The 15,807-nt window shown below is 65.1% G+C and carries 15 protein-coding genes; 1 reads left to right on the top strand and 14 read right to left on the bottom strand.

Annotated features, from left to right (window positions below; translation table 11 throughout):
* Positions 1-129 precede the first annotated feature (129 nt).
* Positions 130-1,005, top strand: a complete 876-nt coding sequence (locus AB5K84_RS21910) for a hypothetical protein (RefSeq protein WP_011087664.1) — start codon at positions 130-132, stop codon at positions 1,003-1,005.
* A gap of 13 nt (positions 1,006-1,018) precedes the next feature.
* On the opposite strand, the gene mtnK is transcribed toward AB5K84_RS21910, so the two are convergent.
* The 14 genes from mtnK to nuoG all read right to left on the bottom strand — a co-directional run bounded on the left by mtnK (position 1,019) and on the right by nuoG (position 15,802).
* Positions 1,019-2,311, bottom strand: coding sequence for an S-methyl-5-thioribose kinase (gene mtnK, locus AB5K84_RS21905; RefSeq protein ID WP_011087665.1), 1,293 nt, complete (start codon positions 2,309-2,311; stop codon positions 1,019-1,021).
* Between the two features lie 33 nt (positions 2,312-2,344).
* Positions 2,345-2,692, bottom strand: a complete 348-nt coding sequence (locus AB5K84_RS21900) for a hypothetical protein (protein ID WP_011087666.1) — start codon at positions 2,690-2,692, stop codon at positions 2,345-2,347.
* Positions 2,693-2,728: 36 nt separating this feature from the next.
* Positions 2,729-3,004: a DUF1467 family protein gene (locus tag AB5K84_RS21895; protein ID WP_011087667.1), complete on the bottom strand. Its 276-nt coding sequence runs from the start codon at positions 3,002-3,004 to the stop codon at positions 2,729-2,731.
* A 9-nt stretch (positions 3,005-3,013) separates the two neighbouring features.
* Positions 3,014-3,418 carry a methylmalonyl-CoA epimerase gene (gene mce, locus AB5K84_RS21890; protein WP_011087668.1) on the bottom strand — a complete coding sequence of 135 codons (405 nt, stop codon included), beginning with the start codon at positions 3,416-3,418 and terminating at the stop codon, positions 3,014-3,016.
* A gap of 66 nt (positions 3,419-3,484) precedes the next feature.
* Complete coding sequence (locus tag AB5K84_RS21885; RefSeq protein WP_028171719.1) at positions 3,485-5,155, bottom strand: ribonuclease J; 1,671 nt, start codon at positions 5,153-5,155, stop codon at positions 3,485-3,487.
* Positions 5,155-5,961 carry a biotin--[acetyl-CoA-carboxylase] ligase gene (locus tag AB5K84_RS21880; RefSeq protein ID WP_011087670.1) on the bottom strand — a complete coding sequence of 269 codons (807 nt, stop codon included), beginning with the start codon at positions 5,959-5,961 and terminating at the stop codon, positions 5,155-5,157. The genes AB5K84_RS21885 and AB5K84_RS21880 overlap by 1 nt, the downstream gene beginning before the upstream one ends.
* 1 nt (position 5,962) lies before the next feature.
* Positions 5,963-7,399 carry an NADH-quinone oxidoreductase subunit NuoN gene (gene nuoN, locus AB5K84_RS21875; RefSeq protein ID WP_011087671.1) on the bottom strand — a complete coding sequence of 479 codons (1,437 nt, stop codon included), beginning with the start codon at positions 7,397-7,399 and terminating at the stop codon, positions 5,963-5,965.
* A gap of 22 nt (positions 7,400-7,421) precedes the next feature.
* On the bottom strand, positions 7,422-8,930 hold the full coding sequence (locus AB5K84_RS21870; RefSeq protein ID WP_011087672.1) for an NADH-quinone oxidoreductase subunit M: 1,509 nt from the start codon (positions 8,928-8,930) through the stop codon (positions 7,422-7,424).
* A complete protein-coding gene (gene nuoL / locus AB5K84_RS21865) occupies positions 8,931-11,003 on the bottom strand; it encodes an NADH-quinone oxidoreductase subunit L (protein ID WP_011087673.1) in 2,073 nt (690 codons plus the stop codon).
* Between the two features lie 61 nt (positions 11,004-11,064).
* On the bottom strand, positions 11,065-11,373 hold the full coding sequence (gene nuoK, locus AB5K84_RS21860; RefSeq protein WP_008547737.1) for an NADH-quinone oxidoreductase subunit NuoK: 309 nt from the start codon (positions 11,371-11,373) through the stop codon (positions 11,065-11,067).
* Positions 11,370-12,008, bottom strand: a complete 639-nt coding sequence (locus AB5K84_RS21855) for an NADH-quinone oxidoreductase subunit J (protein ID WP_011087674.1) — start codon at positions 12,006-12,008, stop codon at positions 11,370-11,372. The genes nuoK and AB5K84_RS21855 overlap by 4 nt, the downstream gene beginning before the upstream one ends.
* Positions 12,009-12,145: 137 nt before the next feature.
* Positions 12,146-12,634, bottom strand: coding sequence for an NADH-quinone oxidoreductase subunit NuoI (gene nuoI, locus AB5K84_RS21850; RefSeq protein ID WP_026232873.1), 489 nt, complete (start codon positions 12,632-12,634; stop codon positions 12,146-12,148).
* Between the two features lie 14 nt (positions 12,635-12,648).
* Entirely contained in the window at positions 12,649-13,716 is a 1,068-nt protein-coding gene (nuoH, locus tag AB5K84_RS21845) for an NADH-quinone oxidoreductase subunit NuoH (protein WP_074076914.1), read from the bottom strand.
* 10 nt (positions 13,717-13,726) lie between these two features.
* Positions 13,727-15,802 (bottom strand): NADH-quinone oxidoreductase subunit NuoG, encoded by a 2,076-nt coding sequence (gene nuoG / locus AB5K84_RS21840; protein WP_011087677.1) that lies wholly within the window; start codon positions 15,800-15,802, stop codon positions 13,727-13,729.
* Between the last annotated feature and the right edge of the window lie 5 nt (positions 15,803-15,807).

The raw sequence follows: 15,807 nt of genomic DNA, 5'->3' as shown, positions 1-15,807 counted from the left end.
TCTCAACCCGTCGAGAATCGGAAGCGGAAACAACGATCTACGAGCGGTGAACGTCCGGCGTGATCGATGCGACCAAGCTCAGGACAAGGGCCTTCAGCCCAGTGATCTCGTCGAGATGGGAATCCGCACATGAAAAGCCGAACGCTCGGTGCTTTGCTTATCGGCGGACTGGTCGCCGCCACGGCCGTGCTGGCAAGCCCGGTCGCGGCCAGCCTCGGCCGGTACAGCGAGGCGGACAGCATCCGGTTCGGCTGGAGTCGCACCACCGGCGTGAACGACTATCTTGACGAAACGGGGTGGGCGGTCCGGGGCCATGACACCCCGGATAATTTCGTCGAACGACTGCTCAGCATCCCCGTCGGAGCGGTCGCACGGGGCGCAGGTGTAGGTTTCGAAGCCAGGGTTTCCCAGGGCACCGGTCTGCCACTGCCGGAGAGCTGGAGCATCGCTACGGCGAAGAATTCGCCGTTCATCACGTCGGTCTACGCCGAGACCCCGCGCGATCTCGCGGCGGTGCTCGGCTTCTATCGCGCCGAGCTCGGCAAGCGTGGCTGGATCGAGACGGTGGTCGAACCAGACCGGGCGGTGATCACCTTCACGACGCCCCGTGGACCGGTCCTGCTCCGGCTTTCCCGTCAGAACGACAGGACAATCGCCGAGCTTTCGCTGCGCAAGCCGGGTATCGCGAATGCCGGCCTCCTGCCGAGGCCGAGGCAGGCAAAGCTGATGCTCGGCAACGAGTCGGACGAGGAGGCGGTCATCACCGTCGCCGACCAGACCATCAAGCTGGCGGCGCACGCCGGCGAGAACTTGACGAACTCCGACGCTGCCGCAGCCGAAATGCCGGACAGTCAGAAGATCGATCTGCCGCCCGGCAAATACAAGGTCACGCTCAAGGTCGACGGCGGTGCGGCAGCGAGCCGGGAGTTCGAGGTCGCGGCCAACGAGACCTGGGGTCTGCTGGCCGGCACAGACGGCGTCCTGCTGCCGATGCGGCTTTATTGAAGCGCATCGGCCTCTAGCCGTTCGCAAACTCCGGCATCCAGTCGCGCAGCTTTCGCGCGGCGCCTGTGACGTCAGCGATCGTCCGAAACGCCCCCGTCTCCACCATCATCGCCCTCGCCAGCCGCACCGCGCGGGCCTCGCTGATCGCGCGCTTCTTCGGGTCTTCGATCAGCTCGAAATCGATGTTGTGGGCGAGACCGAAGATGCGGCGGATGATCTTGGCTGCGGCAAAGCCGACCGTTTCCGCGAACAGCCGCTGCATGTAGGCCTGCCGCTCCGCCTCGAGGCGCGCGGCGCCATTCTCGCCGGCGAAGAGCGAGGCCGGAAAGGCATCGCCGGCGGCATGGCTCCGCCAGAGGTCGAGGAATTTGCCGGCGAACGCGGTCCAGACCTGCTCGACCGTCTCCAGCACCCAGCCCTCGAACGCGGCCCGCTCGCCCGGCGCGCGCTCGTGACCGGCGGAGGCGAAATAGGCCATCAGCAGATTGGCGAGCACGGCGCCGACGTCGAACCCCATCGGTCCATAGAATGCGAATTCCGGGTCGATCACCCGCGTCTGGCTGCCCGTGACCATGATCGAGCCGGTGTGGAGATCACCGTGGAGCAGCGCCTCCGGGCTTGCCATGAACTTCAGCTTGAGGCGGGAGATCGCGACATGCAGGTCCATGTCGTCGCGCAACGAGGCGGCCAGGCCGTCGAGGTAAGGCGCGGTCCAGCGGTTCTGCTCGGCGATGCGGTAGGGATCGGTGAAGATCAGGTCCTCGGTGATCTTGCACAGCGCATGGTTGCCGGCGAACGCGGCGATGCCCTCTTTCTTCTCGGCCGCGGACAGCGCGAGGTCTGAGGTGAAGAACAGCGTGCGCGCCATGAAGGTGGTGATGTCGCCCGCGAAGCGCGGGTATTGCGTCGCCGCGACCAGCCCCTTGCGCATGATGATGTGGGGCTCGAGCAGCTCCATCACCGTCAGCGCCAGCTTCTCGTTGTGATGCAGCAGCGCCGGCACGAGACCGGGCGCGAGCTCGGCCTGCCGCGACAAAGCGAGATATTCGTAATGGGCCCGCGACAGCGGCAGCGGCCAGCTCTCGCCGACGAGACGGACATAGGGCAGCGCCTGCTTCACGGCGACGCCGCCGCGGTCGCCCTTGACGATAAAGACGAGATTGAGATTGCCGTCACCGACCTCGGTGATCTCCCAGGATGCGGGATCGCCGCCGAGCAGCGCCTTGAGGTCCGGAAGGCCCGCGAGATAGTCCCGCAGCGCCGCCTCATGCAGAATCCGATAGTCCCCTGCCCGGTCCCCGGTCATGACGATCCTACCCCATAAATATGGGCCGGATCGTTACTCCCGCTCCAGGAAGCTCGAGCCGATCCCGGCCTTTCTTTTGATCGGATCGTAATCGCAATAGACGCCGTCCGCCACCAGCGTGTAGCTGGCGCTGACGTTGTATTTATCCAGCTTGACCGAGTTCAGCCCGATCACCGAGGTGCTCTTGCCGCCGTTCCACTTGAACGGCGTCGAGCTCTTGGCCTGCTCGCAGGCCATCACGGCCTCGTTGAAGACATAGCCCTCGACGAACGCCTTCAGCGTTCGCACCTGGACGGCCATCTTCCACTCGAAATAGCCGATGGCACCAAGACCGGCGACGATCAGCACCAGAAGCGCAACGACGATCCTCTGAAAAGTCATTCGTTCCCCCAAAACAATATCGTCAGCAAAGAACGTCTAGAACGGCATGCCCATCAATTTCGACAGGCGTTCGATCGAGAGATAGCCGGCGTGATAGGCGGCAAGGCCCGCGCCGTAGATGATCGCCGAGATGATCGTGGTCCAGATCAGCTTGCGTCCCATCCGCGTCAGGATCGGCGCGCCGGGATCGGTGCCGGGCGCGCCCACGCCGTCCTCGTGCTGGCTGCGCACGCCGAACGGCAGCGTCAGGAACAGCGCGACCCACCAGATGACGAAGTAGATCGCGATCGCGGTCGATATCTGGATGGCCATGGGACGGCCTTACGCCTGCTCGATTTCGACCAGCGCGCCGGAAAAGTCCTTCGGGTGCAGGAACAGCACCGGCTTGCCGTGGGCGCCGATCTTCGGCACGCCGTCGCCGAGCACCCGGGCGCCCTCCTTCACCAAGGTGTCGCGCGAGGCGATGATGTCCACGACCTCGTAGCAGACATGATGGATGCCGCCGTCCGCGTTGCGCTCCAGGAACTTTGCGATCGGAGAAGCTTCGCCGAGCGGCTCGATGAACTCGATCTTGGTGTTGGGCAGCGTCGCGAACACGGTGGTGACGCCATGCTCGGGCAGCGCGACCGCCTCCGAGATCTGCGCCCCGAACGCGGCGCCGTAGATTTTTGCAGCCTTGACGGCATCCTTGGTCGCGATCGCGACATGGTTGAGCCGACCCAGCATGTTTCTCTCCCTCAGAGCACGATCCGGAAAAGCGTGAAGCGCCTTTCCGAAAAGACCATGCCTCAATCAGACTGTCAGCACATGTACCAGACAGGCGGGCTTTTTGCCCCAATGTTCGTTGATCACGGCCCGGACCGCGCGTCGCACCGACTCGGCCAGCGCGTCCGGATCGCGGCGGCGCGCTTTCGGCAGCCCCTCGATCGTGGACATCACGGCCTCGAAGACCAGGTCGTCAAAGGCCTCGCCCGCCCTGTTCTTCTCGGGAACGCCGACGAGATCGACCTCGGGTTCGTCGACAAGCTCGCCTTGCGCGGTCATGGCGATGGCGACGAAAGCGCAGCCGGAAAAGGCCATGCGGCGGCGTTCGACCACCGCGCGGGACTTGGAATCCTCCAGGATCGTGCCGTCCTTGTAGAGACGGCCCGAGGGCACCTCGCCGACGATGCCGGGATCGCCGGGACCGAGCTTGACGAGGTCGCCGTTGCGGCAGACCAGGACGCGCGGCACGCCGGCGGCGCGCGCGAGCTTGGCGTGCTCGTGCAGGTGCAGGGCCTCGCCATGGACGGGGATCAGGAGCTGCGGACGCACCCAGGCGATCATGTCGCGCAGCTCGTCGCGGCGGGGATGGCCGGAGACGTGGACCAGGGCGTCGCGATCGGTGATGACCTCGACGCCCTGGAGCACCAGGTTGTTGATGATCGAACCGACCGCCTTCTCGTTGCCGGGAATGGTGCGCGAGGAGAAGATCACGCAGTCGCCGCGGTTGAGCGTGATCTCCGGATGGTCGTCATTGGCGATGCGCGCCAGCGCCGCGCGGGCCTCGCCCTGGCTGCCGGTGCAGAGCGCCAGCACCTTGTCCTGCGGCAGATGGCCGTAGACGTCGATCGAGCGGAAGTTCTGCACCCCGTCGAGATAGCCGGTCTCGCGCGCGACCTGCGACACGCGGTCCATGGCGCGTCCGACCACGACGACCTCGCGATCGGCGGCCCGCGCCGCATCCGCCACCGCCTTGATGCGCGCGACGTTGGAGGCGAAGGTCGTCACGGCAACCCTGCCCTTGGCGGCCTTGACCAGCCCGGCGATGGTCCTGGCAACCTCGGCTTCGGAGGGCGAGCGGCCGTCGCGCACCGCGTTGGTGGAATCGCCGATCAGGGCGAGCACGCCCTCGTCGCCCAGTTCGCGCAGCCGCTTTTCGTCGGTCGGGCGGCCGATGATCGGGGTCGGGTCGATCTTCCAGTCGCCGGTGTGCAGCACGATGCCGGCTTCGGTATGGATGGCCAGCGCGTGCGACTCCGGTATCGAATGCGCGACCGGGATGAACTCGACGTTGAACGGGCCGATATCGACGCGCCCTCCCGACGGCACCACCGTCACCGGGATCTTCGGCGCGTTGCGCTCGGCGGCGCATTTGGCCTCGAACAGCGCGGCGCTGAACTGGGTCGCATAGATCGGGCATTTCAGCTTCGGCCAGAGGTCGATGATGGCGCCGAAATGGTCCTCATGGGCGTGGGTCAGCACCAGGCCCATCAGGTTCTTGCGTTCCTTCTCCAGGAAGCTGATGTCGGGCATGATCAGGTCGATGCCCGGCAGATGCTCCTCGTCGCCGAAGGAGACACCGAGATCGACCGCGAGCCACGCGCGCTGCTGGCGGTTGCCGAGGCCGTAGATCGACAGGTTCATGCCGATCTCGCCGACGCCGCCGAGCGGCGCAAAGACCAGTTCGTCAGGCTTCGCCATCACGCAGCTCCCACTGAGGCGGCCGAGCCGAAGAACACCTCGCCGGCCGCCACCGGCAGGCGTCGGCCGTCAGCAGTGCGGACGATCAGGCAACCGGCGTCGTCGATCGTGTCGAAAATGCCTTCGAGCGTCGTCGTTCCCGTGTTGATCGCAACCCTTTCGCCGAGACCTGCGGCCCGCTCCAACCAGAGCCTGCGGATCTCGGCAAAGCCGCGGCCATTGTCCCAGATGCCGCGGAACTCGACCCAGGCATCAGACAGAGCGGAAAACAGCTCCTCCGCGCTGATCTGGACGCCAAGCGCGGCCAGCGACACCGCGGGCGTCGGCGTGCCCTCCGGCGCGGCGACGACGTTGGTGCCGATGCCGACGACGACGGCGAGGCGGTCTCCGATGACTTCGGCCTCGAGCCCGATCCCGACGAGCTTCTTGCCGTCGGCAAGCACGTCGTTCGGCCATTTCAGTGCGTAGCGGGGACGGCCCTCGCCGAGGCGCAGCGCGGCCTCCAGGCTCACCTTCTCGAGGGCCGCCTCCTCCGCGAGCCCCGCCGCAAAGCCGAGCGTGGCCGCGACGGCTGGCGGAACAGTCATGACTTCGAGGATGCTGGCGGCAAGATTGCCGCGCGGCGCGATCCAGGCGCGCTGGCGCCGGCCGCGGCCGGCGGTCTGCTCCGATGTGACGAACCACATCGGGCCGGGTTCGCCGCCCCTGGCGTGCTCGATCGCTTCGGTATTGGTCGAGCCGGTCCGCTCGAAAGCCGCGAGCTTGTAGCCCGCCGAGAGTGCGCGAGGACCGAGCGCGAACCCCATCCTAGAACAGCGACTTTGCGGCGGCGGAGGCGACGCTCACCACCGGGCCCGCGAACAGCGCGAACAGGATGTTGAACAGGCCCGCGACCGCCAGCACCGTCTTCACCTCGACGCGCACCGGGTCGACCTGGCCGGCCGGCTCGTCGAAATACATCGTCTTGACGATGGCGAGATAGTAGTAGGCGCCCACCACGCTGGAGAGCACGCCGATCACGGCGAGCGTGAACAGGTTCGCCTTGATGGCCGCGACGAAGACGTACCATTTGGCGAAGAAGCCGGCGAGCGGCGGAATGCCGGCGAGCGAGAACAGCAGCATCGCGAACATGAAGGCGAGCAGCGGATTGGTACGCGAGAGACCGGCGAAATCGCTGATCTGCTCCACGGCCTGGCCGTTGCGCTTCATGGCGAGGATGATCGAGAACGAGCCGAGCGTCATCGCGACATAGATCACGATGTACATCAGGACGCCCTGCGCACCCTCGACGGTGCCGGAGGCAAGGCCGACCAGCGCAAAGCCCATGTGGCCGATCGAGGAATAGGCCATCAGGCGCTTGATGTTGCTCTGACCGATCGCGGCGAAGGAGCCGAGCGCCATCGAGGCGATCGCCACGAACACCAGGATCTGCTGCCACTGCGAGACGATGCCCGGGAAAGCGGTGAGCGTGACACGGGTGAAGACGGCGAGCGCGGCCACCTTCGGCGCCGAGGCGAAGAAGGCGGTGACCGGCGTCGGGGCGCCCTCGTAGACGTCGGGCGTCCACATGTGGAACGGCACGGCCGAGACCTTGAAGCAGAGCCCGGCGAGCAGGAAGACGAGACCGAAGACGAGGCCGACATTCGCGGTCGTCGCGGTTGCCGCGATGCCGGTGAAGCTGACCGTGCCGGTGAAGCCATAGACCAGCGAGGAGCCGTAGAGCAGCATGCCCGAGGACAGCGCGCCGAGCACGAAGTACTTCAGGCCGGCTTCGGTCGACTTGGCGTTGTCGCGGTTCGAGCTCGCCACGACGTAGAGCGCCAGCGACATCAATTCGAGGCCGAGATAGAGCGAGATCAGATCGCCGGCCGAGATCAGCACCATCATGCCGAGGGTCGAGAGCAGTACCAGGATGGCGTATTCGAAGATGCGGCGCGACGGGTCGGACAGGAACTCGGTCGACAGCACCAGCGTCACCGCCGAGCCGATCAGGGCCAGTATCTTCATGAAGCGGGCGAAGTCGTCGACGATGAAGCTGCCGCCGAAGGTCACCTGCTTGCCCGCGGGCAGCATGTATTCGAGCACGCCGACCACGATCAGGAGCAGGATCGCCAGCGTCGTGACCGTCTTTGTGGTCTCCTGCCCGCGATACGCGCCGAGCATCAGAAGCGCCATGGCGCCGACGGCGAGCACGAGTTCGGGCAGCACCGGCGCCAGTTGATAACCTGCAGTCTCAAAGCTCATGGCGATATCCTGACCTGCCCGATCAATGGAGCAGTGCGGCGGCCTTCACGGCCGTCACAGCGGTGTTGTAATTGTTGACGAGTTGCTGGACCGAGGCCTCCGACATGTCGAGCACCGGCTTCGGATAGATGCCGAACAGGATCGTCAGCGCGATCAGCGGGAACAGCGTCAGGCACTCCCGGAAGGTGAGATCCTTGATCGTCATGAGCGACGGCTTGACCAGCGTCCCGAACACGACCTTGCGGTAGAGCCAGAGCGCGTAGCACGCCGACAGGATCACGCCGGTCGAAGCGAAGAACGCGGTCGGGATTGAGGTCTTGAAGGTGCCGAGCAGCGTCATGAACTCGCCGACGAAGCCGGACGTGCCGGGCAGACCGACATTGGCCATGGTGAAGACCATGAAGGTCAGCGCGTAGAGCGGCATCCGGTTGACGAGGCCGCCATAGGCCGCGATCTCGCGGGTGTGCATGCGGTCGTAGACGATGCCGACGCAGAGGAACAGCGCGCCGGAGACGATGCCGTGCGAGATCATCTGGAACACGCCACCGGCGACGCCCTGCAAGGTGCCGGCGAAGATGCCCATGGTGACGAAGCCCATATGCGCCACTGAAGAGTACGCGATCAGCTTCTTCATGTCCTCCTGCATCAGCGCCACCAGCGAGGTGTATATGATGGCGATGACCGAGAGCGTGAAGATCAGCGGCGCGAAGTCGTGCGACGCGAGGGGGAACATCGGCAGCGAGAATCGCAGGAAGCCGTAGCCGCCCAACTTCAAGAGGATCGCGGCCAGGACCACCGAGCCGGCGGTCGGCGCCTCGACATGCGCATCGGGCAACCACGTGTGCACCGGCCACATCGGCATCTTCACCGCGAAGGATGCGAAGAAGGCGAGCCACGCCCAGGTCTGCAGCGACCGCGGCACGGCTGTGTGCATCAGGGTCGGGATGTCGGTGGTGGCGCCGTTCCAGTACAGCGCCATGATGGCGAGCAGCATCAGGACCGAGCCGAGCAGCGTGTAGAGGAAGAACTTGAACGACGCGTAGACCCGGCGCGGGCCGCCCCAGATGCCGATGATCAGGAACATCGGGATCAGGCCGCCTTCGAAGAACAGGTAGAACAGCACGAGATCGAGCGCGGCGAAGGTGCCGACCAAAAACGTTTCCAGGATCAGGAACGCCATCATGTATTCACGCACGCGGCTCGTGACCGATTTCCAGCTCGCGATGATGCAGATCGGCATCAACGCGGTGGTCAGGATCACGAAGGGCAGCGAAATGCCGTCCACGCCCATGTGGTAGGTGATGCCGGTGGCGAGCCAGTTCGCCTTCTCGACGAACTGGAAGTCCGCATTCGAAGGATCGAAGCGCATGACCAGGATCACCGACACAGCGAAGGTGATCAGCGTGGTCCACAGGGCGATCCAGCGCGAGTTGCGCCGCGCCGCCTCGTCGTCGCCGCGGGTGAGATAGACGATCAGCGCGCCGACCAGCGGCAGGAACGTGGTGACCGATAGAATGGGCCAGGTCGTCATTTACTGGCCTCCAAAGCCGAACATGAACCAAGTGATCAGGCCGGCGACGCCGATCAGCATGGCGAATGCATAGTGATAGAGATAGCCGGTCTGGATCTTCACGACGTTGCGGGTGACGTCCAGCACGCGGGCCGAGACGCCGTCGGGACCGAGGCCGTCGATGATGAAGCCGTCGCCCTTCTTCCAAAGCTGGTAGCCGATCCACTTCGCCGGACGGACGAAGATGACCTCGTACAGCTCGTCGAAGTACCATTTGTTGAGCAGAAACTGGTACAGCATCGGCTGCGTGTTCGCGAGCTCGACCGGCAGATACGGCCGGCGGATGTAGAACAGGTACGAGACCAGGAAGCCCAGCACCATCATCACCGTCGGCAGCAAGGCGATGGTCTCGGGGATGTGGTGCATCTCCTCGATGATGTGCGGGTTCATCTTCACGGACTCGCGGAAGAACTCCTCGACGCCGTGACCGGCGAACAGCTCCTTGAACGGGAAGCCCGCGACGATCGAGCCGACCGCGAGCACGCCGATCGGGATCAGGATCCAGAGCGGGGCCTCATGCGCGGCTTCATAGTGATGCTCGTCATGCGGCTCGCCATGGAAGGTCTTGAAGATCAGGCGCCAGGAGTAGAACGAGGTCAGGCCGGCGGCGACGACCGTCATCAGGAAGCCGTAGATCGCGAACGGATTGTGCGAGGCGTAGGCCGATTCGATGATCGCATCCTTGGAGAAGTAGCCGGCAGTGAGCGGGAAGCCGGTCAGGGCCAGCGTGCCGACCACCATCACCGCGTAGGTGTAGGGGATCTTCTTCCAGAGGCCGCCCATGTTGCGGATGTCCTGCTCGTGGTGCATCGCGTAGATCACCGAGCCGGAGCCCAAGAACAGCAGTGCCTTGAAGAAGGCGTGCGTGAACAGGTGGAACATGCCGACCGAATAGGCCCCTGCTCCCATCGCCACGAACATGTAGCCGAGCTGCGAACAGGTCGAGTAGGCAACGATGCGCTTGATGTCGTTCTGGACGAGGCCGATGGTCGCGGCGAAGAACGCCGTGGTGGCGCCGAAGAACATCACGACGGCCTGCGCGTTCGGGGCGAGCTCGAACAGCGGCGACAGGCGTGCCACCATGAACACGCCGGCGGTGACCATAGTCGCGGCGTGGATCAGCGCGGAGACCGGGGTCGGGCCTTCCATCGCGTCCGGCAACCAGGTGTGCAGCAGGAACTGCGCCGACTTGCCCATCGCGCCCATGAACAGCAGGAGGCACGTCAGGGTCAGCGCATCGGCGTGCCAGCCGAGGAAGTTGATGGTCTTGCCGGTGAGGCCGGGCGCGGCGTGGAAGATCGTCTCGAAATCGGTCGAGCCGACCAGCATGAAGATCGCGAAGATGCCGAGTGCGAAGCCGAAGTCGCCGACGCGGTTGACCACGAAGGCCTTGATGGCGGCGGCGTTCGCCGACGGCTTCTGGTACCAGAACCCGATCAGCAGGTAGCTGGCGAGACCCACGCCCTCCCAGCCGAAGAACAGCTGCACGAGGTTGTCCGCCGTCACCAGCATCAGCATGGCGAAGGTGAACAGCGAGAGATAGCCGAAGAAGCGCGGCCGGTACGGATCCTCGTCCATATAGCCGATGGAATAGAGGTGCACGAGCGAGGACACGGTCGTCACCACCACCAGCATCACGGCGGTGAGCGTGTCGACCCGCAGCGTCCAGTAGACCTGGAGGTCGCCGGAGAGGATCCACGGCAACAGCGGGATCCGCATGTCGTGGTGCATGAAGCCGACATCGACCAGCGTCATCCAGGACAGCACCGCCGACACGAACAGCAGTCCCGTCGTGATCAGCTCCGCCGCGCGCGAGCCTGCCGCTGCAGGCTCGACCGGTCCGTGGTCATCGTGAGCGTGATCGTCGTGGCCATGGTCGTCATGGGCCGCGGACGCATGCGCATCGCCGTGACCGTGGTCGCCGTGATGCTCGACCTCGTCGCCTGAGGGGTTGCGGGCATGAGCGCCGGCCAAGGCGATGAGCCCGGCCAGAATGGCGCCCAGCAGAGGCAGAAAAACGATTGCCTGAACCATGACTTACTCTTTCCGCATGATCTGGTCGGAAAACCGGTGTCCACTTTTCCGGATCATGCGCTCAGCCCTTCATCAGATTGACGTCCTCAACCGCGATCGAGCCGCGGTTGCGGAAATAGACCACCAGGATGGCGAGACCGATCGCAGCCTCAGCAGCAGCAACCGTCAGCACCAGAAGCGCGAAGACCTGGCCGACGATATCGCCGAGGAAGGTCGAGAACGCGACGAGGTTGATGTTGACCGAGAGCAGGATCAGCTCGATCGACATCAGGATGACGATGATGTTCTTGCGGTTCAGGAAGATGCCGAGGATCCCGAGTGTGAACAGGATCGCGCCGACCGCCAGATAGTGTCCGAGCCCGATCGTCATTTCACCCACTCCGCCGCATCGGCATCCGACAGCCCCTGCCCCGGCGCCACCTTGCGCATCGCCATCGCCATGTCGGGCGTGCGCGCGTTCTGAACGTTGATGTCCTGCCGCTTCACGCTCACCTTGTGCCTGAGCGTCAGCACGATGGCACCGATCATGGCGACCAGCAGCACCATGCCCGCGAGCTGGAAGTAGTAGACGTACTTCGTATAGAGCACGAGGCCGAGCGCCTCGGTGTTGGACACGTTGGTCGGGATCGCCGCCGTGATCGTCTTGGAGACGCCGGGGTTGATGACCCAGAAGCCGACGGTGAGCAGCAGCTCGAACAGGAAGATGCCGCCGATGACGAGGCCGACCGGCAGGTACTCGATGAAGCCCTCGCGCAGCTCGAGGAAGTCGACGTCGAGCATCATGATCACGAACAGGAACAGCACCGCGACCGCGCCGACATAGACGACGATCAGCATCATGCCGAGGAACTCGGCGCCCATCAGCACGAACAGGCCGGAGGCGTTGACGAAGGCCAGGATCAGGTACAGCACGGAGTGCACGGGATTGCGCGAGACAATCACCATCACCGCCGAGGCGACGCAGACGCCGGCGAAGAGATAGAAGAACAGCGCGGGAAGGATCATTGGACATTCCCCGTCATTCCGGGGCGCGGGCAAAGCCCGCGAACCCGGAATCTAGAGGTTGTGGCGCGAGATTCCGGGTTCGCGCTTTGCGCGCCCCGGAATGACGAGGAGGTGGCGGGAAGGATCATGCTCTCATCTCACCGGTACGGCGCATCGAGCTCGATCGCCTTCGCGATCTCGCGTTCCCAGCGGTCGCCGTTGGCGAGCAGCTTGGCCTTGTCATAGAACAGTTCCTCGCGGGTCTCGGTCGCGAACTCAAAGTTCGGACCTTCGACGATGGCGTCGACCGGACAGGCCTCCTGGCAGAGGCCGCAATAGATGCACTTCACCATGTCGATGTCGTAGCGCACGGTGCGGCGGGTGCCGTCGTTGCGGCGCGGACCGGCCTCGATGGTGATGGCCTGGGCCGGGCACACGGCCTCGCACAGCTTGCAGGCGATGCAGCGTTCCTCGCCGTTGGGATAGCGGCGCAGCGCGTGCTCGCCGCGGAAGCGCGGCGAGATCGGGCCCTTCTCGAACGGATAGTTCAGCGTCGGCTTCGGCTGGAAGAAATAACGCATGGCGAGGAAGAACGCCGAGACGAATTCCGACAGCAGAAGCGAGCGTGCAGTGGCGTTGATGTTGATACCCATGACGGCCCTCACTTCGGCGCGATGCCGGCGAAGTGCAGCACACCGGCCACCACGATCACCATCGCCAGCGACAGCGGCAGGAACACCTTCCAGCCGAGGCGCATCAGTTGATCGTAGCGGTAGCGGGGCACGATCGCCTTCGCCATCGCGAACAGGAAGAACATGAAGAAGACTTTGAGCGAGAACCAGATGATCCCCGGCACCCAGTTGAAGGGCGGCAGGTCCACCGGCGGCAGCCAGCCTCCGAGGAACAGGATCGTCGCCATCGCGCACATCGTGACGATCGCGACGTACTCGCCGAGCATGAACAGCAAATACGGCGTCGAGCCATACTCGACCATGAAGCCGGCGACGAGCTCGGATTCGGCTTCGACGAGGTCGAACGGCGGACGGTTGGTTTCCGCCAGCGCCGAGACGTAGAACACCACGAACATCGGGAACAGCGGCCAGACGTACCAGTTCAGGATGGTGAGCTGCGGCAGCCCGATCAGGCTGGCGAGGCCGCGGACATGCTGGGCCTCGACCACGGCCGACAGGTTCAGCGTGCCGGCGCAGAGCAGCACCGTGATGATGACGAAGCCGATCGAGACCTCGTAGGACACCATCTGCGCGGCCGAGCGCAGCGCGGCCAGGAACGGATACTTCGAGTTCGACGACCAGCCGGCCATGATGATGCCGTAGATCGACAGCGACGAGATCGCGAAGATGAAGAGGATGCCGACATTGATGTCGGAGATCACCCAGCCGAGATTGGTCGGGATCACCGCCCAGGCGGCAAGCGCGAGCACGCATGAGACCAAGGGAGCAAGGAGAAACACGCCCTTGTTGGCGCCGGCCGGGATGATCGGCTCCTTCAGCACGAACTTCAGAAGGTCGGCGAAGGACTGCAGCAGGCCCCAGGGGCCGACCACGTTCGGGCCGCGGCGGATCTGCACCGCCGCCCAGATCTTGCGGTCGGCGAGCAGGATATAGGCGATCGCGACCAGCAGGACGACGAGCACCAAGACGCTCTCCGCGACCATGATGATCAGCGGCCAGAGGAAACCGGTCCAGAATGCGCTTTCGAAGAATTCCATCAGATCACGCTCACTCCGCTGCGGTCAGCATCTGCCCGGAGGCAAGCCGCGAGCACTCCGCCATCACGGCGGACGCACGCGCGATTGGGTTGGTCAAATAGAAGTCGTCGACCAGGGGCTTGAACGGCGCCTTCTCGGGCGAACCGCCCTTGCCCGCCAGCCTCTTGATCTGGTCGGCGCTGCCCGCCTCGATCTGGTCGAGCCGGATCAGATGCGGCACCGCCTTGAAGATCGCCTGGCGCAGCGCGGCAAGCGAGTCGTAGCCCAGCTTCTTGCCGAGCGCTTCCGACAGCGCGCGGACGATCGCCCAGTCCTCGCGGGCTTCGCCCGGCGGGAACGCGGCACGTCCCGTCATCTGCACACGGCCCTCGGTGTTGACGTAGATCGCGGACTTCTCGGTGTAGGCCGCGGCCGGCAGGATCACGTCGGCGCGGTGCGCGCCGCGGTCGCCATGGGTGCCGATATAGACGACGAAGGTGCCGTCCGGCGCCTTGATCTCGTCGGCGCCGAGCAGGAACAGCAGGTCGAGCGTGCCGAAGGTCGTCATCTGCGCGGCGTTCAGGCCACCGGCCGCGGCGGAGAAGCCGATGTCGAGCGCGCCGACGCGCGAGGCGGTCTCGTGCAGCACGCCGAAACCGTTCCAGCCGTCCTTGACCGCGCCGACATCCATCGCGAGCTTGGCGGCGGCGGCCAGAATGGCGACGCCGTCGTGACGCGAGGCTGCGCCCGCGCCGACCAGGATGATCGGGTTCTTGGCGTTCTTCAGCACGTCCATGAAGGAGTGCTTGCCGGCCGCGAGCTCGCCGAGCGTCTCGGTGCCTGCGCCGAGATGATCGTAGTCATAGGTCAGGTCGGCCTTGGCGCCGATCACGCCGACCTTGAAGCCGCCGGAGCGCCAGCGCTTGCGGATGCGGGCGTTGAACACGGCCGCCTCCTTGCGCGGATTGGCGCCGATGATGAGCAGCGCATCCGCCTGCTCGACACCGACAAGCGTCGGATTGAAGATGTAGGAGCCGCGACCGAGCGCCGGATCGAAGGCGTCGCCGCCATGCACCGCGAGGTTGCTTGAGCCGTATTTGGCGAGCAGGTCCTTCAGCGCGAACATCTCCTCGACGCCGGCGAGGTCGCCGGCGATCGCGCCGATGCGCTTGCCGTCGCTGCGCGCCGCTTTCGCGGCGATCGCGGCAAAGGCCTCAGTCCAGCTCGCCGCGCGCAGCTTGCCGGCCTCGCGGATGTAGGGCCGGTCGAGGCGCTGGGTGCGCAGGCCATCGACGATGTGACGGGTCTTGTCGGAGATCCACTCCTCGTTCACGGCCTCGTTGATGCGCGGCAGCACGCGCATCACCTCGCGGCCGCGGGTGTCGACGCGGATCGCCGAGCCGACGCCGTCCATGACGTCGATCGACTGCGTCTTGCCGAGCTCCCACGGGCGGGCCGCAAAGGCATAGGGCTTCGAGGTCAGCGCGCCGACCGGGCAGATGTCGACGAGGTTACCCTGCAATTCCGACGTCAGCGCGTGCTGGAGATAGGTCGTGATCTCCATGTCCTCGCCGCGGCCGGTGGCGCCCATCTCAGGCGCGCCGGCGACTTCCGCCGAGAAGCGGACGCAGCGCGTGCACTGGATGCAGCGGTTCATCGAGGTCTTGACCAGCGCGCCGAGATATTTGTCCTCGACGGCGCGCTTGTTCTCGGCGAAGCGGCTGGTGTCGACACCATAGCCCATCGCCTGGTCCTGCAGGTCGCACTCGCCGCCCTGGTCGCAGATCGGGCAGTCCAGCGGATGGTTGATGAGAAGGAATTCCATCACGCCTTCGCGTGCCTTCTTCACCATCGGCGAACGGGTGGAGATTTCCGGCGGCTCGCCCTTGGGACCCGGACGGCAATCGCGCACGCCCCAGGCGCAGCTCGCGACCGGCTTCGGGCCGCCCTTCACTTCGACGAGGCACATCCGGCAATTGCCGGCGATCGACAGCCGCTCGTGATAGCAGAAGCGCGGAATCTCGGCGCCAGCGGCCTCGCACGCCTGAAGCAGCGTGTACTCGGCCGGAACATCGATCTCTTTGCCGTCGATGATGAGCTTGGTCATGTCTC

It is taken from the genome of Bradyrhizobium sp. 1200_D9_N1_1 (genome assembly GCF_052075915.1).
Lineage (GTDB): Bacteria > Pseudomonadota > Alphaproteobacteria > Rhizobiales > Xanthobacteraceae > Bradyrhizobium > Bradyrhizobium diazoefficiens.
Note: the sequence above shows the minus strand (reverse complement) of the source record. Positions and strands in the feature narration are given on the sequence as shown.

Bases quoted from the DNA above. Each gene is read 5' to 3' on its own strand.
- AB5K84_RS21910 (WP_011087664.1), top strand. From the start codon at position 130: ATGAAAAGCCGAACGCTCGGTGCTTTGCTTATCGGCGGACTGGTCGCC.
- mtnK (WP_011087665.1), bottom strand. From the start codon at position 2,311: ATGACCGGGGACCGGGCAGGGGACTATCGGATTCTGCATGAGGCGGCG.
- AB5K84_RS21900 (WP_011087666.1), bottom strand. From the start codon at position 2,692: ATGACTTTTCAGAGGATCGTCGTTGCGCTTCTGGTGCTGATCGTCGCC.
- AB5K84_RS21895 (WP_011087667.1), bottom strand. From the start codon at position 3,004: ATGGCCATCCAGATATCGACCGCGATCGCGATCTACTTCGTCATCTGG.
- mce (WP_011087668.1), bottom strand. From the start codon at position 3,418: ATGCTGGGTCGGCTCAACCATGTCGCGATCGCGACCAAGGATGCCGTC.
- AB5K84_RS21885 (WP_028171719.1), bottom strand. From the start codon at position 5,155: ATGGCGAAGCCTGACGAACTGGTCTTTGCGCCGCTCGGCGGCGTCGGC.
- AB5K84_RS21880 (WP_011087670.1), bottom strand. From the start codon at position 5,961: ATGGGGTTCGCGCTCGGTCCTCGCGCACTCTCGGCGGGCTACAAGCTC.
- nuoN (WP_011087671.1), bottom strand. From the start codon at position 7,399: ATGAGCTTTGAGACTGCAGGTTATCAACTGGCGCCGGTGCTGCCCGAA.
- AB5K84_RS21870 (WP_011087672.1), bottom strand. From the start codon at position 8,930: ATGACGACCTGGCCCATTCTATCGGTCACCACGTTCCTGCCGCTGGTC.
- nuoL (WP_011087673.1), bottom strand. From the start codon at position 11,003: ATGGTTCAGGCAATCGTTTTTCTGCCTCTGCTGGGCGCCATTCTGGCC.
- nuoK (WP_008547737.1), bottom strand. From the start codon at position 11,373: ATGACGATCGGGCTCGGACACTATCTGGCGGTCGGCGCGATCCTGTTC.
- AB5K84_RS21855 (WP_011087674.1), bottom strand. From the start codon at position 12,008: ATGATCCTTCCCGCGCTGTTCTTCTATCTCTTCGCCGGCGTCTGCGTC.
- nuoH (WP_074076914.1), bottom strand. From the start codon at position 13,716: ATGGAATTCTTCGAAAGCGCATTCTGGACCGGTTTCCTCTGGCCGCTG.
- nuoG (WP_011087677.1), bottom strand. From the start codon at position 15,802: ATGACCAAGCTCATCATCGACGGCAAAGAGATCGATGTTCCGGCCGAG.